Annotated in this window: 22 protein-coding genes and 1 riboswitch; of the genes, 21 read left to right on the top strand and 1 reads right to left on the bottom strand. The window is 72.7% G+C overall.

The genetic code is table 11. The annotated features are described in order from the left end of the window. Positions 1-29 precede the first annotated feature (29 nt). The 18 genes from def (at position 30) to ACIBEJ_RS27100 (ending at position 16,369) form a co-directional block, all read left to right on the top strand. Positions 30-578 (top strand): peptide deformylase, encoded by a 549-nt coding sequence (def, locus tag ACIBEJ_RS27185; protein WP_397185647.1) that lies wholly within the window; start codon positions 30-32, stop codon positions 576-578. Positions 579-580: 2 nt separating this feature from the next. After that, the gene (gene fmt, locus ACIBEJ_RS27180) at positions 581-1,510 is read left to right on the top strand and encodes a methionyl-tRNA formyltransferase (RefSeq protein ID WP_397185646.1); all 930 of its coding nucleotides are present in this window, start codon (positions 581-583) and stop codon (positions 1,508-1,510) included. 314 nt (positions 1,511-1,824) lie between these two features. After that, positions 1,825-3,162, top strand: coding sequence for an RsmB/NOP family class I SAM-dependent RNA methyltransferase (locus ACIBEJ_RS27175; protein ID WP_397185644.1), 1,338 nt, complete (start codon positions 1,825-1,827; stop codon positions 3,160-3,162). 73 nt (positions 3,163-3,235) lie between these two features. Then, complete coding sequence (locus ACIBEJ_RS27170; protein ID WP_397185643.1) at positions 3,236-4,207, top strand: phosphatase PAP2 family protein; 972 nt, start codon at positions 3,236-3,238, stop codon at positions 4,205-4,207. A gap of 75 nt (positions 4,208-4,282) precedes the next feature. After that, the gene (rpe, locus tag ACIBEJ_RS27165) at positions 4,283-4,954 is read left to right on the top strand and encodes a ribulose-phosphate 3-epimerase (protein WP_397185642.1); all 672 of its coding nucleotides are present in this window, start codon (positions 4,283-4,285) and stop codon (positions 4,952-4,954) included. Positions 4,955-5,047: 93 nt separating this feature from the next. Beyond that, complete coding sequence (locus tag ACIBEJ_RS27160) at positions 5,048-6,091, top strand: LLM class flavin-dependent oxidoreductase (protein WP_397185641.1); 1,044 nt, start codon at positions 5,048-5,050, stop codon at positions 6,089-6,091. An 88-nt stretch (positions 6,092-6,179) separates the two neighbouring features. Further along, complete coding sequence (locus ACIBEJ_RS27155) at positions 6,180-6,989, top strand: oxygenase MpaB family protein (protein WP_397185640.1); 810 nt, start codon at positions 6,180-6,182, stop codon at positions 6,987-6,989. An 82-nt stretch (positions 6,990-7,071) separates the two neighbouring features. Then, positions 7,072-7,202: riboswitch (FMN riboswitch) on the top strand. 101 nt (positions 7,203-7,303) lie between these two features. Continuing rightward, the gene (gene ribD / locus ACIBEJ_RS27150; RefSeq protein ID WP_397185639.1) at positions 7,304-8,452 is read left to right on the top strand and encodes a bifunctional diaminohydroxyphosphoribosylaminopyrimidine deaminase/5-amino-6-(5-phosphoribosylamino)uracil reductase RibD; all 1,149 of its coding nucleotides are present in this window, start codon (positions 7,304-7,306) and stop codon (positions 8,450-8,452) included. Continuing rightward, positions 8,452-9,042, top strand: a complete 591-nt coding sequence (locus ACIBEJ_RS27145) for a riboflavin synthase (protein WP_397185638.1) — start codon at positions 8,452-8,454, stop codon at positions 9,040-9,042. The genes ribD and ACIBEJ_RS27145 overlap by 1 nt, the downstream gene beginning before the upstream one ends. Further along, the gene (locus ACIBEJ_RS27140; protein WP_397185637.1) at positions 9,039-9,725 is read left to right on the top strand and encodes a nicotinamide riboside transporter PnuC; all 687 of its coding nucleotides are present in this window, start codon (positions 9,039-9,041) and stop codon (positions 9,723-9,725) included. The genes ACIBEJ_RS27145 and ACIBEJ_RS27140 overlap by 4 nt, the downstream gene beginning before the upstream one ends. Then, positions 9,722-10,930 (top strand): bifunctional 3,4-dihydroxy-2-butanone-4-phosphate synthase/GTP cyclohydrolase II, encoded by a 1,209-nt coding sequence (locus ACIBEJ_RS27135; RefSeq protein WP_397185636.1) that lies wholly within the window; start codon positions 9,722-9,724, stop codon positions 10,928-10,930. The genes ACIBEJ_RS27140 and ACIBEJ_RS27135 overlap by 4 nt, the downstream gene beginning before the upstream one ends. After that, positions 10,930-11,400: a 6,7-dimethyl-8-ribityllumazine synthase gene (ribH, locus tag ACIBEJ_RS27130; RefSeq protein ID WP_397185635.1), complete on the top strand. Its 471-nt coding sequence runs from the start codon at positions 10,930-10,932 to the stop codon at positions 11,398-11,400. Before ACIBEJ_RS27135 ends, ribH begins: the two co-directional genes overlap by 1 nt. A 76-nt stretch (positions 11,401-11,476) precedes the next feature. After that, positions 11,477-11,929, top strand: coding sequence for a PH domain-containing protein (locus ACIBEJ_RS27125; RefSeq protein WP_397185634.1), 453 nt, complete (start codon positions 11,477-11,479; stop codon positions 11,927-11,929). 80 nt (positions 11,930-12,009) lie between these two features. Continuing rightward, positions 12,010-12,753: a phosphodiesterase gene (locus ACIBEJ_RS27120; RefSeq protein ID WP_397185633.1), complete on the top strand. Its 744-nt coding sequence runs from the start codon at positions 12,010-12,012 to the stop codon at positions 12,751-12,753. A 4-nt stretch (positions 12,754-12,757) separates the two neighbouring features. Beyond that, the gene (locus ACIBEJ_RS27115; protein WP_397185632.1) at positions 12,758-13,648 is read left to right on the top strand and encodes an AAA family ATPase; all 891 of its coding nucleotides are present in this window, start codon (positions 12,758-12,760) and stop codon (positions 13,646-13,648) included. After that, positions 13,641-14,714 carry a VWA domain-containing protein gene (locus tag ACIBEJ_RS27110; protein ID WP_397185631.1) on the top strand — a complete coding sequence of 358 codons (1,074 nt, stop codon included), beginning with the start codon at positions 13,641-13,643 and terminating at the stop codon, positions 14,712-14,714. The genes ACIBEJ_RS27115 and ACIBEJ_RS27110 overlap by 8 nt, the downstream gene beginning before the upstream one ends. Then, positions 14,707-15,816, top strand: a complete 1,110-nt coding sequence (locus tag ACIBEJ_RS27105) for an XdhC family protein (RefSeq protein WP_397185630.1) — start codon at positions 14,707-14,709, stop codon at positions 15,814-15,816. The genes ACIBEJ_RS27110 and ACIBEJ_RS27105 overlap by 8 nt, the downstream gene beginning before the upstream one ends. Further along, the gene (locus ACIBEJ_RS27100; RefSeq protein WP_397185629.1) at positions 15,803-16,369 is read left to right on the top strand and encodes an NTP transferase domain-containing protein; all 567 of its coding nucleotides are present in this window, start codon (positions 15,803-15,805) and stop codon (positions 16,367-16,369) included. The genes ACIBEJ_RS27105 and ACIBEJ_RS27100 overlap by 14 nt, the downstream gene beginning before the upstream one ends. Here the strand turns inward: ACIBEJ_RS27100 and ACIBEJ_RS27095 are convergent. After that, complete coding sequence (locus ACIBEJ_RS27095) at positions 16,366-17,256, bottom strand: endonuclease/exonuclease/phosphatase family protein (protein WP_397185628.1); 891 nt, start codon at positions 17,254-17,256, stop codon at positions 16,366-16,368. The genes ACIBEJ_RS27100 and ACIBEJ_RS27095 overlap by 4 nt on opposite strands. A 94-nt stretch (positions 17,257-17,350) precedes the next feature. On the opposite strand from ACIBEJ_RS27095, the gene ACIBEJ_RS27090 reads away from it, so the two are divergent. The 3 genes from ACIBEJ_RS27090 (at position 17,351) to ACIBEJ_RS27080 (ending at position 20,578) form a co-directional block, all read left to right on the top strand. Continuing rightward, entirely contained in the window at positions 17,351-18,391 is a 1,041-nt protein-coding gene (locus ACIBEJ_RS27090; protein ID WP_397185627.1) for an LLM class F420-dependent oxidoreductase, read from the top strand. A 716-nt stretch (positions 18,392-19,107) separates the two neighbouring features. Next, positions 19,108-19,191, top strand: coding sequence for a putative leader peptide (locus ACIBEJ_RS27085; RefSeq protein ID WP_397186097.1), 84 nt, complete (start codon positions 19,108-19,110; stop codon positions 19,189-19,191). 88 nt (positions 19,192-19,279) lie between these two features. Then, positions 19,280-20,578: a dicarboxylate/amino acid:cation symporter gene (locus ACIBEJ_RS27080; RefSeq protein WP_397185626.1), complete on the top strand. Its 1,299-nt coding sequence runs from the start codon at positions 19,280-19,282 to the stop codon at positions 20,576-20,578. The last annotated feature ends 32 nt before the right edge of the window (positions 20,579-20,610 follow it).

Here is a 20,610-nt window from a genome sequence, read left to right as displayed (position 1 = left end):
CCCTGCCTTCGCGGAACGGAGTTGGCCTCTTGGCGATCCAGTCGATCCGGCTGTTCGGAGACCCGGTGCTGCGCACCCCGGCGGCCCCGGTCGTCGACTTCGACAAGGAGCTGCGCAAACTGGTCAAAGACCTGACCGACACGATGATGGACGCGCCGGGCGCGGGCCTGGCCGCTCCGCAGATCGGCGTCGGCCTGCGGGTCTTCACCTATTACGTCGACGACCAGCTCGGCCACCTCATCAACCCCGACCTCGACCTGTCGGCCGACCTGGACGAGGAGGGCGAGGAGGGCTGCCTGTCCTTCCCCGGCCTGTCCTTCCCGACGCCGCGCGCCATCCGCGCCGTCGCCAAGGGCCACAACATGCACGGCGAGCCGGTCACCCTCGAAGGCACCGACCTCATGGCCCGCTGCTTCCAGCACGAGACCGACCACCTCGACGGCATCCTATTCATCGACCGGATGGACGCGAAGCAGCGCAAGCTCGCGATGAAGGCGATCCGCGAGGCCGAGTGGAGCGGGCTGACCCCGCCGACGGTCAGGCTCTCCCCGCACGCCACCGGCGGGAAGGCACTCTGACCATGCGCCTGGTGTTCGCCGGCACGCCCGAGACGGCCCTGCCGTCGCTGCGCGCCCTGATCGACTCGCCACGCCACGACGTCGTGGCCGTGGTCACCCGTCCCGACGCCCAGACCGGCCGGGGCCGCAAGGTGCACCCCTCGCCGGTCGCCGAACTGGCCGAGGAGGCGGGCATCGAGGTGCTGCGCCCGGTCAAGGCCGGCGACCCCGCGTTCCTCGACCGGCTGCGCGCGATCGATCCCGACTGCTGCCCGGTCGTCGCCTACGGGGCGCTGCTGCCGCAGTCCGCGCTCGACGTGCCCCGCCAGGGCTGGATCAACCTGCACTTCTCGCTGCTGCCCGCCTGGCGCGGCGCCGCGCCCGTGCAGCACGCCGTGCTTCACGGCGACGAGATCACCGGCGCGGCCACCTTCAGGATCGTCAAGGAGCTCGACGCCGGTCCCGTCTTCGGCGTCGTCACCGAGGAGATCCGCGCCGACGACACCAGCGGCGCGCTGCTGGAGCGCCTGTCGATCTCCGGCGCCGAGCTGCTGGCCGCCACCCTCGACGGGATCGAGGACGGCACGCTGGAGCCCCGGCCCCAGCCCGCCGACGGCGTCAGCCTCGCGCCGAAGATCAACGTGGAGGACGCCAGGGTCGACTGGCGGGCGCCCGCCCTGCGCGTCGACCGGCTCGTGCGCGCCTGCACGCCCAACCCGGGCGCGTGGAGCGAGTTCCGCGGCCAGCGGGTCAAGCTCGGGCCCGTCCGGCCGCGTCCCGACGCCGACCGGCTGGCGGCCGGCGCGATCGCGGCGGGCAAGCACGAGGTGCTGGTCGGCACGGCCACCCATCCGGTCGAGCTGACCGAGGTGCAGGCACAGGGCAAGCGGGCGATGAGCGCGGCCGACTGGGCCCGCGGCTCGCGCCTGGGCGAAGGGGACACGTTCGCGTGACGGTTTCACGGGGGGACGGCGGCGCACGGGGCCGCGGTCGCGGCGACGGCGCTTCCAGGGGCGATGGCGCTTCCAGGGGCGGCGGCTCTTCCAGGGGCGGTGGTCGCGGTGACGGCGGCTTTGGGGGCGGCGGTCGTGGTGACGGCGGCGGTCGTGGTGACGGGGGTTTCCGGGGTGGCGGTCGTGGTGACGGGGGTTTCCGGGGTGGCGGTCGTGGTTTCCGCGGCGATGGCGGTGGCCGGGGCGACGGCGGTTTCCGGGGTGGCCGGGGTGACGGTGGGCGGGGTGGCGGGAGCCGTACCGGAAAGGGGCCGGTGCGGGACGAGGCCCGTAACGCCGCCTTCGACGTGCTGCGGGCCGTCGACGAGCGGGACGCCTACGCCAACCTGCTGATGCCGCGGCTGCTGCGCGAGCGGCGGCTGGGCGGACGCGACGCGGCGCTCGCCACCGAGCTGGCCTACGGCACGCTGCGCGGGCTCGGCACCTACGACGCGATCATCGAGGTCTGCACCGACCGCGCGCCCGACCCCGACGTCCGCGACGCGCTGCGGCTGGGTGCGCACCAACTGCTCAAGATGCGCGTCCCGCCGCACGCCGCGGTCGGCACGACCGTCGATCTGGTACGGCTGCGCGTGGGCGTCGGCCCCTCCAAGTTCGCCAACGCCGTCCTGCGCAAGGTCGCCGCGAGGTCGCTCGACGACTGGATCCCGATCGTGGCCCCCGAGGACCCGGTCGGCCACATGTCGGTCGCCCACAGCCACCCGCGCTGGATCGTGGCCGCCTTCCGCGACGCGCTGGGCGGCGACGACGCCGAGACCGCCGACCTGCTGGCGGCCGACAACGTGCGCCCGCTGGTCACGCTGGTGGCCCGTCCGGGCCGCAGCTCGGTGCCGGAACTGCGCGACGCGGGCGCCGAGGAGGGACGCTACTCGCCGTACGCCGCCTACCTGCCGGAGGGCGACCCCGGGCAGGTGCTCGCGGTGGCCGAATACCGCGCCGCCGTGCAGGACGAGGCCAGCCAGCTCGTCGCCCTCGCCCTGGCCAGGGTGCCGGTGGAGGGCCGCGACGAGGTCTGGCTCGACATGTGCGCGGGCCCCGGCGGCAAGGCGGGCCTGCTGGACGCGATCGCCGCCTACGGCGACCCCGACGAGGGCTTCCCCGGCGGCAAGCACCTGCTGGCCGCCGACGTCCAGTACCACCGCGCCCGCCTGGTCTGGCAGACCACCCGCGAGGCCGCGGTGATCACCGCCGACGGCACCGAGCCCGCCTGGCGGCCGGACTCCTTCGACCGCATCATGCTGGACGCCCCCTGCACCGGCCTGGGCGCGCTGCGCCGCCGTCCCGAGGCCAGGTGGCGGCGCGACCCCGCGGGCGTGCCCGGCCTCGGCGCGCTGCAGCGCCGCCTGCTGGGCACCGCCCTCGACGCGGTACGGCCCGGCGGCGTCGTCGCCTACGTCACCTGCTCGCCCCACCTGGCCGAGACCGGGATCGTGGTCTCCGACGTCCTGCGCGACCGCGAGGACGTGGACCAGCTCGACGCGCGCTCGTACCTGACCGAGGTGCCCGACCTCGGCGACGGCCCGCACGCGCAGTTCTGGCCGCACCGGCACGGGACGGACGCGATGTTCCTGGCCCTGCTCCGCAAGCGGTAGCAAGCAAGCGTTAGGTCACGATTCGTCTTCTAAGCCTGTCCTTGCCCTGGGCGGGTGTGGTCCCATCGGCCACGTGGACTTCCTCGACGACCTGCGCGGGGCCGAGCTCGGGCCGATCATCGCGCTCCAGGCGCTGCCCGGCGGGCTGGAGCCGGTGATGGAGGCGGTGTCGCTGTTCGGCAGCGAGCAGACCTTCCTGTTCCTGCTGCCGATCCTGTACTGGTGTGTCAGCCCCCGCCTCGGCCTGCGGCTCGGCGTGGTCGTGCTGGGGGCGGCGGCGAGCAACGCGGTGCTCAAGCTGCTGTTCCACGCGCCGCGTCCCTACTGGCTGGACGCCCGGGTGCGGCCGCTGTCGCTGGAGGGGACGTTCGGGCTGCCGTCCGGGCACGCCCAGATCGCCGCGGCCACGTGGGGCGCGCTGGCCGCGGCCGTGCGGCGGCCGTGGGCGTGGTGGACCGCGGCGGCGGCGGCCGGGCTCATCGGGCTGTCGCGGGTCTACCTCGGGGTTCACTTCATCTCCGACGTGGTGGCGGGGCTGGTGCTGGGCGCGGCCGTACTGCTGCTGGTGCTGAAGCTGGAGGAGCCCGCGGTGCGGTGGTGGCGCGGGATGGCGCTGAGCCGGCAGCTCGCCGCGTCCGCGCTGGTCTCGGTGCTGCCGCTGGGCGCCGCGGCGCTGGCCGACGCGCCCTATGCCGGGTGGTCGCTGCCCGCGGCGTGGCGGCAGGCGGGGGACGTCGATCCGGCCGCGCTGGACACGCTGGTGGCGATGTGCGGGTCGGTGCTGGGGATGCTGGCCGGGGCGTCGGTGATGTACCGGCTCGGGTGGTTCTCGGTCAGCGGGACGCTCGGGCACAAGGCGGCGCGGTGGGCGCTCGGGTCGGTGGTGGTGGGCCTGGTGTGGTTCGGGCTGCGGGAGCTGCTGCCCGAGCACGAGGTGCTGCGGTATCTCCGGTACGCGCTGCTGACGTTGTGGGTGCAGCTCGGCGCGCCGCTGACGTTCATCCGCCTGGGCCTGATGGACGGCGCCGCCCGCAAGGCCACCTGACCGCTGATCGACGCCTTGCCGGACGGCCGGGCTCCCGGGCGCCGGCCGGGGGCGGGGCCTCCCTAGAATCGGAACGTGCAGATCTCGCCCAGCATCCTGTCCGCCGACTTCGCCCGGCTCGCCGACGAGGCCGCCGCGGTGCCCAACGCCGACTGGCTCCACGTGGACGTCATGGACAACCACTTCGTGCCCAACCTCACCCTCGGGCTGCCCGTCGTCGAAGCGCTGCTCAAGGCCACGTCCACGCCGATCGACTGCCACCTCATGATCGAGGACCCGGACCGCTGGGCGCCCGCCTACGCCGAGGCCGGGGCGGGCAGCGTGACCATCCACGCGGAGGCGGCCAAGGCGCCGGTGCGTACGCTGCGGCAGATCAGGGCGCTGGGGGCGCGGGCCGGGTTCGCCCTCAACCCCGCCACCGACGTCACCTCGTACGCGGACCTGCTGGGCGAGATCGACATGCTCCTCCTCATGACCGTCGAACCGGGATTCGGCGGGCAGCGCTTCCTCGACGTGGTGCTGCCCAAGATCCGCCGGGCCCGCGAGCTGGTCTCCCGGCACGGCGGCGAGATCTGGATCCAGGTGGACGGCGGGGTGGCCGCCGACACGATCGAGCGGTGCGCGGAGGCCGGGGCGGACGTGTTCGTGGCGGGCAGCGCCGTCTACGGCACCAACGACCCCCGCGCCGCCGTCGACCGGCTCCGCGCCCTGGCCGAGGCCACTCCCCGCCCGGGCGGCGCCATCTGACGGGTCGGCCCAGTGAGCCGGGCGACGCGGTCGGGGGCTAGCGTCTGGTGTCAGGCCGGGTAGGTCCGTTCCGTCGCCCCCTCGGAGGTTCCGATGCGCGCAGGTGTCGTGGTCACCGCCCATCCCGGCGTGGAGGACCTCGCCGTCCAGGCCGAGGAGCTGGGGCTGAACAGCTTCTGGCTCTACGACAGCCCGATGGTGCAGAGCGACCCCTTCATCGCCCTGGGACTGTGCGCCAGAGCCACCAGCCGCATCAGGCTCGGCATCGGCGTGACCTCGCCGGGGCTGCGTTCGGCCCCGGCCGCCGCGAGCGCGTTCGCCAGCCTGAACGCCCTGGCACCGGGACGGATCATCTGCGGGGTCGGCACCGGGAACACCGCCCGGCGCACGCTGGGCATGCGCCCGGCCACGGCGGCCACGACGGAGACCTTCACCGCCGCCCTGCAGGGCCTCTGCGCGGGACGCACCATCGAGTACGCCGAGGGTGACCGCGTCCGCGACGTCCGCCTTCTCCACCCCGAGACGCACGCGAACACGGCCGATCCGATCGAGTTCGTCGTGGCCGCGCTGGGGCCGAAGGCCGCCGAAGTCGCCGGTCGCCGCGGCACCGGCCTGATCTCCTTCGGCCTGCTGGACCCCGACGCCTGGCGAGCACTGCACGAGGCCTGCCGCCGAGCCGCGCCCCCCGGCCCCGGCTCCCGGGCAGACTCCTACGTGGTCACCGCGCTCCACGTGCTCGGCGAGAACGAGGACCCCCAAGGCGACGCCGCCAGGGACGCGACCGGCCACCTCGTCCTGTCGCTGCTGGTCTACGCCGCCGACGAGCCCGCCTTCGCCGAGCGACTCGGCCCCGGGGAACGCGAGGCGGTCCGGCTGCTCCTCGACCGGCGCGGCACCACCTCCACCGCACCCGACCGGCACATCCGGCTCTACCGCGACTACCTGGGCCGCATCGCCCCGCAGGACCGGGACCTGGTCCTGCCCTCGCTGATGCACACCCTGGCCCTGGTCGGCGCCCGCGACGACCTCCGCACCCGCATCGCCACCCTGGAAGCGGCGGGCATCGACGAACTCCTCATCCAGCCGGTGATCGACCCACCCGCCGAGATGGCCCAGCTCGCGAACCTCCTCACCTGAGCTTCCGCTCGCGACAAGGCGCGTCCGGGGTGGCCGAGGCCGTGGCGGAACGTTTGTCTGGTTGGGGTTTATGGGTAACTGTTCACTTATGACGGACCATGGGCTGTTCGGGCCGGAATCGGTGACCTGGCGGGTGATGGGGGAGCCCATCCTCCTGGTGGGCGGGTTCCGGGCGTTGCTGATGCAGGGGTTGCATCCCAGGGCCATGCGCGGCGTCCTGCAGAACTCCGCGCTCATGCACCCCGACGAGGCCTGGTCGCGTTTCCTGCGGACCACCGAGTTCGTCCGGGTCCGCACCTACGGGACGCTGCCCGAGGTCGAGCGCGCCGGCAGGCGGGTCAGGAAGATCCACGCCACGCTCCGCGCCGACGACCCCGACATCGGCGAGCACTACCGCCTGGACGAGCCGGACGCGCTGATGTGGGTGCACGTGGGCGAGGTGGACTCCTACCTGTCGGTCGCACGGCGGGCGGGCGTACGGCTGTCGGCCCAGGATGCCGACCGGTTCGTCCTGGAATGGCGGCGAGCCGCGCAGGTCGTCGGCCTGAATCCCGGCGACGCCCCCGGCAGCGTCGCGGACCTGCGCGCCTACATCGAGGCCGCGCGGCCGGGCCTGCGGCTGGTGCCCGAGGCGGCCCACCCGCTGCTCCAGTCGCTGACCGCGCCGCTGCCGCTGCGCCTGGCGCCGCTCAAACCCGTGCTGCCCGCCCTGACGCTGCTGGCGTTCGCGACCCTGCCGCGCTGGGCCCGCCGCCTGTACGGCCTGCCCGCCACCCCCGTCGGCGACCTGTGGGCCACGGCCACCCTGCGCACGCTGCACGCGGGCCTCGGCCTGGTGCCCGCCCAGATGCGCTACGCCCCCGACGCCCGCAGGGCCCGCCGGATCATGGCCGCTTGACCAAGCGGTCGCTTGGTTGCGAAAATGGGGGCGGTCGCAGATGCCGATTCGGGCATGGCAGACTGATAGGCGAAAGAAGAGCTAGCGTGCTCCGGGGTCGGTGAAAGTCCGAACCGGCGGTGACAGTCCGCGACCCGGCCGATGCCATCGGCCGGTTGACCCGGTGGAATTCCGGGACCGACGGTTAAAGTCCGGATGGGAGGAAGCGCGCGGGCGTCCGGCCGTGGCCGGGCGCCGTTGTGGTGGCGTACGCGTCCCACGCACCCCCGGGGTTCGCCGTGGCTTGGAGCTACTGGCGAGTAGGAGGTCCCCGGGTGGACGATCCCGCCGCGCACATGGCGCGCGCCGTCGAACTGGCCGCGCTCGGTCTCGGCACCACCAGCCCCAATCCCGTCGTCGGCTGCGTCGTCCTCGACGCCCGCGGCGAGGTGGCGGGCGAAGGATTCCACGCCTACGCGGGCGGCCCCCACGCCGAGGTCGTCGCCCTGCGCGCGGCCGGCGAACGGGCCCGCGGCGGCACCGCGTACGTCACCCTCGAACCCTGCGACCACACCGGCAGCACCGGCCCGTGCACCAAGGCCCTCCTGGCCGCCGGCGTCGCCCGGGTCGTCTACGCCGTGCCCGACCCCAACCCGGTCGCGGCCGGCGGCGGCGAACGGCTGCGCGCCCACGGCGTCGAGGTCGCCCACGGCCTGCTGGAAGAGGAGGCCGAGCGGGTCAACGCCGCGTGGCTGACCTCGGTGCGCCTCGGCAGGCCGTACGTGACGTGGAAGTTCGCCGCCACCCTGGACGGCCGTTCGGCCGCCGCGGACGGCACCAGCAAGTGGATCACCTCGCCCGAGGCGCGGGAGGACGTCCACCGGCTGCGGGCCGGCGCCGACGCGATCATCGCGGGCATCGGCACCGTCCTGGCCGACGACCCGCTCCTGACCGCCCGGCCGGCGAAACAGAGTGCTCGGCCTGCGGAGCGGAGCGCCCGGCCGGCGGAGCGGAGCGCCCGGGCGGCGGAGCGGGGTGCGGTGAGAGGTGAGCCGTTGCGGGTCGTGGTCGACTCGCGTGCCCGTACGCCCCAGGGCGCGCGGGTGCTCGACGGGGCGGCGCCGACCCTCGTGGCGATCGCCGACAGCACGGAGACCGGCCTGGCGGCCGACCTGGTCCGCCTGCCGTACGGGCCGGACGGGCTCGATCTGCGCGCGCTCCTCACCGAACTGCGCCGGCGCGGCGTGGTCAGCGCCTTCCTGGAGGGCGGCCCGACGCTGGCGGGCTCCTTCGTCCGGCAGGGGCTGGTGGACCGGGTCGTCGCCTACGTCGCGCCCGCGCTGCTCGGCTCGGGGCGCGCGGCGCTGGGGCAGGCGGGCGTGTCCACGATCGCCGGCATCCACTCCTTCGTCTTCGAAGAGGTTTCCCTGATCGGTCCGGACCTGCGGCTCGTCGCGCGGCCGGGCACCCCTAAGGAGAAGTGATGTTCACCGGAATCATCGAGGAAATGGGCGAGGTCGTCGCCCTGGAGACGCGCGGGGACTCGGCCGTGTTGTCGGTGCGCGGCCCGATCGTCACCTCCGACGCCCGCCACGGCGACTCCATCGCCGTCAACGGCGTCTGCCTGACCGTCGTGGAGTCCGCGGACGGGGTGTTCACCGTCGACGTGATGAAGGAGTCGCTGGAACGCACCTCGCTGGGCGGGCTCAAGGAGGGCTCGCCGGTCAACCTGGAGCGCGCGGTCCGCGCCGACCAGCGGCTCGGCGGTCACATCGTGCAGGGCCACGTGGACGGCACCGCCGTACTCCTGTCGAGAGAGACCGGCGAGGCGTGGGACAACCTGCGCTTCAGCCTGCCCGCCCAGCTCGCCCGCTACGTCGCGGAGAAGGGCTCGATCGCGATCGACGGAATCAGCCTCACGGTCACGACGGTTGACGACGACAGCTTCGGGGTGAGCCTCATCCCGACCACGCTGCGCCTGACGAACCTGGGCCGGCGCGCGGAGGGGGAGCTGGTGAACCTGGAGGCCGACGTGATCGCCAAGTATGTGGAAAGGCTGGTGGCACTGCGATGAGCTGGGCAGATGCCTCAATCAGTGTGTTCGGGTTGCCGGTGAAGTGGACTGATCTGCTCGGCAACGTGTTCGCGGTGGCGACCGTGCTGTTCGCCATGCGCAAGTCGATCTGGACGTGGCCGGTGCAGTTCACCGGGGCGGTGCTGCTGTTCATCGCCTCGGTCAGCGCGAGCGTCACGGGTAACGCCCTGAAGCAGGTCCTGTTCGGCGCGCTGGCGGTCTACGGCTGGTGGAAGTGGCGCCAGGGCACCCAGGGCGGCCAGGCCCTGGAGGTGCGCCCGGCCCGCTCCGGCGAGCGGGTCGCGCTGGTCGCCGCCATGGTGCTGGGCACCGCCGCGGTCGCCGCGCTGTTCTACGGCGCGTGGGCGTGGTTCGAGCTGCCGCTGTCGTGGGGCGTGCACTCCCCGGCGCCGGAGAGCTACTTCCTCGTGGCCGCCGACGCCTACATCTTCGTCGGCGGGGCCGTCGCCACCTGGGCGCAGGGACGGGCGCTGGTCGACTTCTGGATCGTGTGGATGGCCGTCGACCTGGTCGGCGTGCCGCTGCTGTTCCGCTCGGGACTGTACGTCTCGGGGGCCGTCTACGGCCTGTTCTTCATCCTCGTCCTCATCGGCTTCGTGAAGTGGCTGCGCGAGTACCGCGCCCGCACCGCCGAGCCCAAGACCGTGGCGGTGGCGACATGACCATGCTCGACCAGGTCGAACGGGCCATCAACGACATCAGGGACGGCCGGCCCGTCATCGTCGTCGACGACGAGAACAGGGAGAACGAGGGCGACATCATCTTCGCCGCCGCGAAGGCCACCCCCGAGCTGCTGACCTTCACCATCCGCCACACCAGCGGCGTCATCTGCGTGCCCATGGAGGGCAAGGAGCTCGACCGGCTCGGGCTGCCGCTCATGGTGTTCCAGAACCGCGAGCGGATGCGGACCGCGTACACGATCAGCGTGGACGCCCGCGACGGCGTCACCACCGGCATCTCGGCCGCCGACCGCGCGCGGACCATCCGCGCGCTCGCCGACTCCGCCACAGAACCCAACGAGCTGGTACGGCCCGGCCACATCTTCCCGCTGCGCTACCACGACGGCGGCGTCCTGGCCCGCAGGGGCCACACCGAGGCCGCCGTCGACCTGGCCCGCCTGGCCGGGCTGTCACCCGCGGGCGTGCTGGCCGAGATCGTCAACGACGACGGCACGATGGCCAGGCTGCCCCAGCTCCGCGCCTTCGCCGACGAGCACGACCTGGCCCTCATCTCCATCGAGCAGCTCGTCGAGCACCGGCGGCGCACCGAGAGCATGGTCACCAGGGTCGCCGAGACCCGCCTGCCCAACCGCCACGGCATGTGGCGCGCGTACGGCTACTCCAGCGCGCTGGACGGCGGCGAGCACCTCGCGCTCGTGCTCGGCGAGATCGGCGACGGCGAGAACGTGCTGGTCCGCGCCCACTCCGAGTGCCTGACCGGCGACGTGTTCGGCTCGCTGCGCTGCGACTGCGGCGTGCAGCTCGACCACGCCATGGCCGCCATCGCCGAGGAGGGCAGGGGCGTGGTCGTGTACCTGCGCGGGCACGAGGGACGCGGGATCGGGCTGCTGGCCAAGCTCAGGGCGTACAGCCTGCAGGACAACGGCAGCGACACCGTCGACGCCAACCTGGAGCTGGGGCTGCCGGTGGACGCCCGCGAGTTCTCCAACGCCGGCCAGATGCTGGCCGACCTGGGCGTCAAGTCGGTCCGGCTGCTGACCAACAACCCGGCCAAGCTCAAGGGCATGGACGGCTACGGCATCAAGGTCCTGGGCCGCGAGGCGATGCCGGTGGCGGCCAACCCCCACAACGAGCGGTACCTGACGGCCAAGCGTGAGCGCCTCGGCCACTTCGTGGAGGAGAGCTGATGAGCGGGCAGGGACGGCCGGCGGCGTCCGTGGTGGACGCCGCCGGGCTCAGCGTCGGCATCGTCGCGGCGAGCTGGCACGCGGGGATCACCGACCGGCTGGTGGCCAGGGCCGTACAGGCCTGCGACGACAGCGGCGCCCAGGCCACGGTGATCAGGGTGGCCGGGTCGCTGGAGATCCCGGTGGTCGCGCAGGCGCTGGCCAGACGCTGTGACGCGGTGGTGGCGCTGGGCGCGGTCATCCGCGGGGAGACCGCCCATTTCGACTACGTCTGCGACTCGGTGACCGCCGGGCTGACCAGGATCTCGCTCGACGAGGAGACCCCGGTCGGCAACGGCGTCCTGACCTGCGAGAACCTCCAGCAGGCCGAGGACCGCTCCGGTGGCCCCGGCGCCAAGGAGGACAAGGGGTACGAGTCGGCCATGGCGGCGCTGGAGACGGCGCTGCTGCTGCGCGAACTGGCCAGGTGAGGCCGCGCGGGGCCGGCCGGCGGGTCCGGCCCCGTCCGGCGGCCGGACCGACCCCGGCGTGCGGTAAGTTTCCTGCGTGCCCGAGCCCGTCAGCCCACCGCCGCTGCCCGTGACCTTCCGTCCGCGCCGCGGCAGGATCGTCCCGTACGCCTTCGCCGTGGTCATCCTCGCCGGCGCCGTGGTGATGGCGGTGTTCATCGCCCAGCCGTTCCAGCTCGCCGACCGGATCGCCATCGTGCTGTTCGGCTGCGCGGTGGCGTACGTCCTGCACCTGCTCGGGCGCGTCCGCGTGGAGGCGGACGAGGAGGGCGTCACGCTGGTCAACGCCCTGCGCACCCACCGCTACAGCTGGCCGGAGGTCCTCGACGTCACCCTGATGGTCGGCGACCCCTGGCCCAAGATCGACTTCTCCGACGGCCGCACCGTCGGCGCCATGGGCATCCAGGGCTCGGAGAAAGCCCGCGCCAAGCAGGCCACCGCCGAGCTCAAGGCCCTGATCCGCAGCCGCGGCGAGGCCCGCGAGGACTGACCCGCCGCGCACGTGGGCGCCGGGTTTTCCGCGGAAGTGGACCTTGGGGGCCCGCCGGCCAGGGGCTACGCTCCACGGACATGAACGTGATCGCGCACCTCAGCGACGTCCACATCGACGCCGGTCCGCGCAGCGCCGAGCGCACCCGCGCCGTCATGGACTACCTGAACGACCTGCCCCACGACCTCGACCTGGTCCTGGTCACCGGTGACATCGCCGACCACGGCCTGCCGGAGGAGTACGAGCGGGCCAGGGAACTGCTCGCCTCGCGCCACCCGGTGCTGGTCTGCCCGGGCAACCACGACGACCGGTCCGCCTTCCGCCGGCACCTTCTCGGCGGCGCGGCCGCGCCGGGCCCGGTCAACCAGGCGCACCACGGCGCCGGCTTCGTCGTGGCGGCCTGCGACTCCTCCGTCCCCGGCAAGGACGAGGGCCTGCTGGAGGACGAGACGCTCCGGTGGCTGGAGGAGGTCCTCGGCCAGGCGGGGGAGCGCACGGCCCTGGTCGCCTTCCACCACCCGCCCACGCTGCTGCACGTGCCGTTCATCGACGGCATCAGGCAGTACGGCGAGCAGCGCCTGGCCCGGCTCCTGGACCGCCACCCCCAGGTCGCCGCCCTGCTGGCCGGGCACGCCCACACCCCGGCGGCCACCACGTTCGCCGGCCGGCCCCTGCTCGTCGCGCCCGGCGTCGTCTCCACGCTCCGCCTGCCGTGGGAGCACGCGCGGGGCCTCGTGGACCTGGACCAGCCGCCGTCCCTGGCCTTCCACGTGCTCGACGAGGGGCGCCTGACGACCCACTACCGCAATGTCGGCGTAGCCTGAAGGCGTGCTGAGGCGGACCATCAGGGCAGCGGACATCGAGTCACCGGACAAGCTGATCGAGCTGCTGGACCGGTACTCCTACCTGGCCGACCAAGGGCTGGCGACGGCGACGTTCCTGGCGCTGCGGATGGGCCGGCCGCTGTTCCTGGAGGGGGAGGCGGGGGTCGGCAAGACCGAGCTGGCCAAGACGCTGGCCGACCTGCTCAAGGCGCCGCTCATCAGGCTGCAGTGCTACGAGGGCCTCGACGCCGCCCAGGCGCTCTACGACTGGGACTTCGCCCGCCAGCTCCTGCACCTCAAGGCGGCCGAGGTGGCCGGGGTCACCGACGTGGCCAGGCTGGAGAGCGAGATCTACGACCGGCGCTTCCTCATCGCCCGGCCCCTGCTGAAGGCGGTCGAGACGCAGCCCAGCGTGCTGCTGGTGGACGAGATCGACCGGGCCGACGACGAGTTCGAGGCGTTCCTGCTGGAGGTGCTGTCGGACTTCACGATCTCCATCCCGGAGCTGGGCACGATCAAGGCGGCCACGCCGCCGGTGGTGGTCGTCACCTCCAACCGGACCAGGGAGGTGCACGACGCGCTGAAGCGGCGCTGCCTGTACCACTGGCTGGAGCATCCCGGCTTCGACCGTGAGGTGGCGATCCTGCTGCGCAGGCTGCCCGGGTGCACGCAGACGCTGGCCGTACAGGTGGCGGGGGCGGCGGAGCGGCTGCGGGCCGCCGAGCTGATCAAGCCGCCCGGCGTGGCCGAGACCCTTGACTGGACCGAGGCGCTGCTGACGCTCGGTGCCCGCGAGCTCGACCCGGACCTGGCGGCGGCCACGCTGGGGGCGGCGCTGAAGTACCGGGAGGACGTCGAGTCCGTGCTCGCGAACGGGCTGCTGCGCCATGGATGAGCTGGCCGCGACGATGACCGGGTTCGCCAGGACGCTGCGCGCGGCCGGGGTGGCGGCCGACCACGAGCGCACCCGCAACCTGCTGCTCGCGCTGGACCACCTCGACGTGGCCGAGCCCGCGCAGGTGTACTGGGCCGGGCGGCTGACGCTCTGCGCCGCACCTGATGACCTGCCCCGTTACGACCGGTGTTTCGCCGCCTACTTCGGGGGGCTGCGGGCGGCCGGCCGTAGCGCGGACCGGGTGGTCACGCGGCACGTGGCGGCGGCCGAGACGGGCGAGGACGGCGCGGCGCAGGACGCCGACGCGGCCCCCGGAACGGCCAGCCGCATCGAGATCCTGCGCCGGCGCGACGTGGCCAGGATGACCGAGGCGGAACGCGCCGAGGTCCACCGGATGCTGGCGATGCTGCGCGAGCGGCGGGCCCGCCGCCGCTCGCGCCGCCACCAGCCCGCCCACCGCGGGGTGCTCGACCAGCGGCGCACGATCCGCGAGGCGCTGCGCAAGGGCGAGGTGGCGCGGCTGCGCAGGAAGGCGCACACGACGCGGCCGCGCAAGGTGGTGCTGCTGGTCGACGTGAGCGGGTCGATGTCGCCGTACGCGGAGACGCTGCTGCGTTACGCCCACGCGCTGGTGCGCGGGGAACCCCGGGCGACCAGGGTGTTCTCGATCGGGACGCGGCTGACGCACCTCACCGCCGAACTGCGCCACCGTGACCCGGGGACCGCGCTGAACGAGGTGTCGCGGGTCATACCGGACTGGAGCGGGGGCACCAGGCTGGGGGAGGAGCTCCGGCGTTTCCTGAAAAATCATGACGCGCGGGGGGCGGTCGTGGTCATCGCCTCCGACGGGTGGGAACGCGGCGATCCCGCACTGCTCGGTTCCCAGATGGCCAGGCTGGCCCGGCAGGCGTACCGGGTGATCTGGGTCAACCCGCACAAGGGGTATGAAGGCTACGAGCCGCTCACCGGTGGGATGCGGGCGGCGTTGCCGTACATCGACGACCTCGTGGCCGGGCACAGCCTGGCGGCGTTCGAGGCGCTCAGCGAAAGGCTCGGCCATGCGTGAGGTGCTCCCGGAGATCATGCGGTGGTGGCGCTCGGGGCTCAGGTTCGGGCTGGCGACGGTGGTGAGCACGTTCAGCAGCGCGCCCCGGCCGCCCGGCGCGGTGATGGCGGTGCGCGGGGACGAGGTCGTCGGCAGCGTCTCCGGCGGCTGCGTCGAGGGCGCGGTGTTCGAGCTGGCCGCCGCGGCCGAGGCCCCCGTCCTGCAGCGCTACGGCGTGAGCGACGACGACGCCTTCGCGGTCGGTCTCACCTGCGGCGGCATCATCGACATCCTCGTCGAGCCGGTCTCCATCGAGACCTTCCCCGAGCTCGGCGACATCGACGCGTCGGTACGCGCCCACGAACCCGTCGCCGTCGCCACCATCGTCGGCGGCCCCGGCCGGATGGGCGCCCGCCGGGTGATCTGGCCCGACCGCACCGCGGGCAGCCTGGGCCTGGAGCGCCTCGACCAGGCGGTCGACGACGACGCCCGCGGCATGCTGGCCCAGGGCCTGACCGGCATCCGGCACTACGGCGGCCACGGCGAGCGCCGCCTGGACGACCTGTCGGTGTTCGTGCACTCCTTCGCGCCGCCGCCGCGCATGCTGGTCTTCGGCGCCATCGACTTCGCCGCCGCCGTCGCCCGCGTCGGCAAGTTCCTCGGCTACCACGTCACCGTCTGCGACGCCCGCCCGGTGTTCGCCACCCCCAAGCGCTTCCCCGAGGCCGACGAGGTCGTGGTCAAGTGGCCGCACGACTACCTGGCCACGCAGAAGGTGGACGAGCGCACGGTCATCGCCGTGCTGACCCACGACCCCAAGTTCGACGTGCCGCTGCTGGAGCTGGCTCTTCGCACCGACGCCGGTTACGTGGGCGCGATGGGCTCGCGCCGTACCCACGAGGACCGGCTGGAACGGCTGCGCGAGGCCGGGCTCACCGCAGAGGAGCTGGGACGGCTGCGCTCGCCCATCGGCCTCGACCTGGGCGCGCGCACTCCGGAGGAGACGGCGGTCTCCATCGCCGCCGAGCTCATCCAGCTTCGGTGGGGCGGTTCCGGACGGCCGCTCGGCCAGACGCGTGGACGCATCCACGGATGGGCAGAAGAGCGGAATGAAGCGATCTGACGTGGCCGGGCTGCTGCTCGCGGCCGGACGCGGGGCGCGGCTGGGCACGCCCAAGGCGCTGGTGGAGTACGAGGGCGAGCGGCTGGTCGATCGCGGCGTGCGGCTGCTGGAGTCCGGCGGCTGCCATCCCGTCGTCGTGGTGCTCGGCGCGGCGACCGTGCCGGTGCGCGGCGCCGTCGTGGTGCGCAACCCCGACTGGCGCACGGGCATGGGCTCCTCGCTGCGCGTCGGGCTGGCCGCGCTGCCGCCGGACGCCGCCGCCGTCGTCGTGGCGCTGGTGGACCAGCCGTTCGTGACGCCCGACGCCGTGGCCGCGCTGATCGCCAGCGGGGGCGAGGTCGCGGTCGCCACGTACGGCGGCGCCCGGCGCAACCCGGTGCTGTTCGCCCGTGCCCACTTCGCCGAGGTGGCAGGGCTGGCCGTGGGGGACGTGGGGGCCAGGCCGTTCCTGAAGGCGTATCCGGAACTGATCACCGACGTGCCGTGCGACGGGCTGGGCAGCCCGGCCGACATCGACACGCCGGAGGACCTGGAACTCCTGAAAGGCCCCTAGCTCAGCCGCAACGAGGCCAGGGCCGCCCGGTGGTCGCTGCCGACGGCCGGTGCGACGCCCGCCTTGGTGGCCGTCATCCCCTTGTACAGGATGTGGTCGGGCCGGGTGATCGGGAACGACGACGGCCAGGTGAACCCGAACCCGTCGCCCGCCTCGCGCTGCGCGTCCCGCAGCGGCGGCGTCAGCCCGGACATACCGCGGTCGGTGGTGGCGGTGTTGAGGTCGCCCATGAGCAGGATGCGCTTGCTGTCGTCCTTGTCCACCAGGGCGCGCGCGTGGGCCAGCGACTTGTCGCGGAAGGCGGTGTGGCCGGGCCGCGCCGAGGCCAGGTGCATCACGTAGACGGTGACCTTGCCCTTCGGGGTGTCGGCCACCGCGCGCAGCGCCCTCGGCCAGCCCATGCCCACGTCGAGCTTCTGCTGCTTGCTGAGGGGGTAGCGGCTCCAGAGCCCGACCGTGCCGACCGGGTACTTGTGCGGGAACATCCGGTCGAGCTGCTTGGCCGCCGGTCCGCCCGGGGTGAGTTCCTGGGCCGCGACCAGGTCGAGCCCCTCGGCGATCTTGCGCATGGCCTCGCCGGAGGCGTCGTTGGTGACGCCGACGTTGACGGTGGCCACCTTGAGGTCGCTGGCGCCGCCGGGCGGCGATCTCAGCACGGTGGAGCCGAACATCAGCGCCCACACCAGCCCCGGGACCAGCGCCGCGACCGCGGCCCCCTTCGACCGCGACAGCGCGGCGCCCAGCAGCAGCACCGGCACCGTGAGCCCCACCCAGGGCAGCATGCTCTCCCAGATGGGGGTGAACCCACCCATGACCGGAAAGAGCTGATGACCCGCCAAGGCCACGGCGACCAGGGCGGACACGACGATGACGACCCGACTCAGCACCTGCCCCAGGCTAGCCGGTATGGGCCCGCGGCGCGGACAGGCTAACCTGGTGCCGAATATAGTTCGGTTACTGCTCGGTTCGAGGGAGTCCGGCATGCGGATCGGTATGGCGCTCAACTACTCAGGCGGCTTCAAGGAGACGGTCGCGGAGCTGGCCGACTACGAGCGGGCCGGGCTCGACATCGTCTTCGTCGCCGAGGCCTACAGCTTCGACGCCGTCAGCCAGATGGGCTACATCGCCGCCAAGACCGAGCGGCTGGAGATCGCCTCCGGCATCCTGCCGATCTACTCCCGCACCCCGACCCTGCTCGCGATGACCGCCGCCGGGCTCGACTACGTCTCCGACGGCCGCTTCACCCTGGGCCTCGGCGCCTCGGGCCCACAGGTGATCGAGGGCTTCCACGGCGTCCCCTACACCGCGCCGCTGGGCCGTACCCGCGAGGTCATCGACATCTGCCGCCAGGTCTGGCGCCGCGAGCGGCTCACCTACTCCGGCAAGCACTACACGCTGCCGCTCCCGCCCGAGCAGGGCACCGGGCTCGGCAAGGCCCTCAAGATCATCAACCATCCGGTACGGCCGCGCATCCCGATCGTGGTCGCGGCCATCGGCCCCAAGAACGTGGAGCTGACCGCCGAGGTGGCCGAAGGCTGGGAGCCGATCTTCTACGTGCCGGAGAAGGCGAGCGAGGTCTGGGGACCTTCGCTGGCCGCCGGGGCCGCTCGGCGCGACCCGTCCCTCGGCCCGCTGGACACCATCGCGCAGGCCGCCCTGGCCATCGGCGACGACGTTCAGGGGTTGCTGGAGCTTGGGCGGGGGATGGCTGCCCTGTACATCGGGGGGATGGGGGCCAAGGGGCGCAACTTCTACAACGAGCTGGCCCGGCGGTACGGGTACGAGAAGGAGGCCGAGCAGATCCAGGACCTCTACCTGGAGGGGAAGAAGGCGGAGGCGGCGGCTTTGGTGCCGCAGGAGCTGCTGGAGAAGATGTCGTTGATCGGGTCGGAGGGGTTCGTCCGCGACCGGATCCAGGCGCTCAAGGAGTCGGGGGTGACCACGTTGAACGTGACGCCCCTGGCCAACACGCACGAGGAGCGGCTCCGCCTCCTGGAAACCATCAAGACCCTGGCCGCCTGACCCCGACACCCGCCCCCCACCCAGGGGCTCCCTCCGCCCTTGGGTGCCCGCACACCTCCGCCCCGGCCATCACGCCTCCGGCGCGGCCATCACGCCTCCGTCCCGGCCATCACGCCTCCGTCCCGGCCATCACGCCTCCGTCCCGGCCATCACGCCTCCGCTGGCCACCTCGCCCCACCGCCTCGGCCACTACGGCTCCGCCCTCGGTCCCCGGCTCGTCGTGGGCCCTGGGTCTCCCGCGGCCCCCTGGTCTCCCGACGGCCCAGGCCCCCAAGGCCCCAGGCCCCCGACCCCGACCCCCGACCACCCCGACGGCCCAATCCCTCCGAGGGCCTCTGGTCCCCCGAGGCGTTCAGGTCAACTGACGGCCCCTTGGCCCCTTGGCCCCTTGGCCCCTTGGCCCCTGAGCCCCTGGGCCCCTTGGCTGGGGCTTGTCCTGAGGGGTTCGGGGCTTGCCCCGAGGGTTTTCGTGCGCCGCACGGACGGAGGGGGTGCGGCGGCGTTCGGCGCACCGGTACGGCGCCCGGCGTGGGCCACGGCGGCCAGTCTACGGATCGCTGTGACGGCGCCCAGCCGGAGTGCGGCGGGGAGCATCGGCTGCGGCGGCGAGTTGGGGCGGCGGGCGGGGGTCCGTGGGCGGAGCCGTACAGGAGGGTGGTCCAGATCACAACGACAACCGGGAATACCAGGACATAAGGGCTATGTTGTGACCCTTCGTGAGGTATTCGGTAGTCAACGTGTGGCTCGTCGAGCGGCTGCACATCGACCTGTGCCGCGTGACGGGGACGAGCTGTCGCTGATCGCGCCATGACGCGCTAGATCGCCACTCACCCCTTTTCTCCTTACCGGTGTGCTCAGGCATGCCGTCATCTCCGGAGCCTTCCTCACGTGAAGAGATTCAGCTTTTCCCTGCAACTGCTCGCCGGCCTGGTAGCCGGCGTCGCCCTCGGATTCGTCGCCAAGATTTGGGACGTCTCCTGGCTCGCAGAGACCCTGACCCAAGTCGGCAAGATCTTCGTCCAGTTGCTGAAGCTGGCCGTGCCGCCGCTGGTGTTCACCGCCGTGCTGGTCAGCGTGGCCAACCTCCGCAACGTCAACGGCGCCGCCCGACTGGCCTCGAAGACTCTGTTCTGGTTCCTGGCCACGGCGTTCATCTCGGTCGCCTTCGCCATCGGCCTGGGCCTCCTCATCAACCCCGGCCAGGGCGTCACCCTCGACACCAGCACCGCGAAGCCCGTGGACACCGAGGGCGCCGGCACCTGGCTGGACTTCGTCACCGGCATCATCCCCACCAACATCGTCACCGCCTTCACCGAGCTCAACGTCCTCCAGATCGTCTTCCTGGGTGTCGTCCTGGGCGCCGCGGCCCTGGCGATCGGCGACAAGGCCGAGCCGTTCCTGAACCTGAGCCGCTCAGTCCTCGAACTGGTCCAAAAGGCCCTGTGGTGGGTAATCCGCCTGGCCCCGATCGGCACGGCCGGCCTGATCGGCAAGGCCGTAGCCACCTACGGCTGGGACCTGCTGGCCCCGCTCGCGAAGTTCTCAGCCGGCGTCTACATCGGCTGCTTCATCGTCCTGCTCGCGATCTACCCGACGCTGCTGGCGGTCTTCGGCAAGGTCAGCCCGCTGAAGTTCTACCGCAACGCCTGGCCCGCGATCGAACTCGCCTTCGTCTCCCGCTCCTCCGTCGGCACCCTGCCCCTGACCCAGCGCGTGACGATCGAGCGCAACGGCGTCGACCGCGACTACGCCTCCTTCGCCGTCCCCTTCGGCGCCACCACCAAGATGGACGGCTGCGCCTCCGTCTACCCCGCCCTGGCCGCCATCTTCGTAGCCCAGGTCTTCAACGTCCCGCTGGGCATCGGCGACTACCTGCTGATCGCCTTCGTCTCAGTAGTAGGCTCCGCCGCCACAGCAGGCCTGACAGGCGCGATCGTCATGCTGACCCTGACCCTGAGCACCCTGGGCCTCCCCCTGGAAGGAGTGGGCCTCCTCCTCGCGATCGACCCCATCCTGGACATGATCCGCACCGCCACCAACGTCGCAGGTCAAGCGGTAGTCCCGGTACTGGTGGCCCGCTCGGAGAACCGCCTCGACGAGTCGATCTTCAACGCCCCACCCCAGCCCCTAGACAACGACGAAACCCCCACCGCCAAGCCCCCCGCAAGGGAACCGGCCCTGGCGTAGAGGGTTCACGCACGGCAAGCAGGCCATCTTTC

It is taken from the genome of Nonomuraea sp. NPDC050790 (genome assembly GCF_044456745.1).
Taxonomy (GTDB): domain Bacteria; phylum Actinomycetota; class Actinomycetes; order Streptosporangiales; family Streptosporangiaceae; genus Nonomuraea.
Note: the sequence above shows the minus strand (reverse complement) of the source record. Positions and strands in the feature narration are given on the sequence as shown.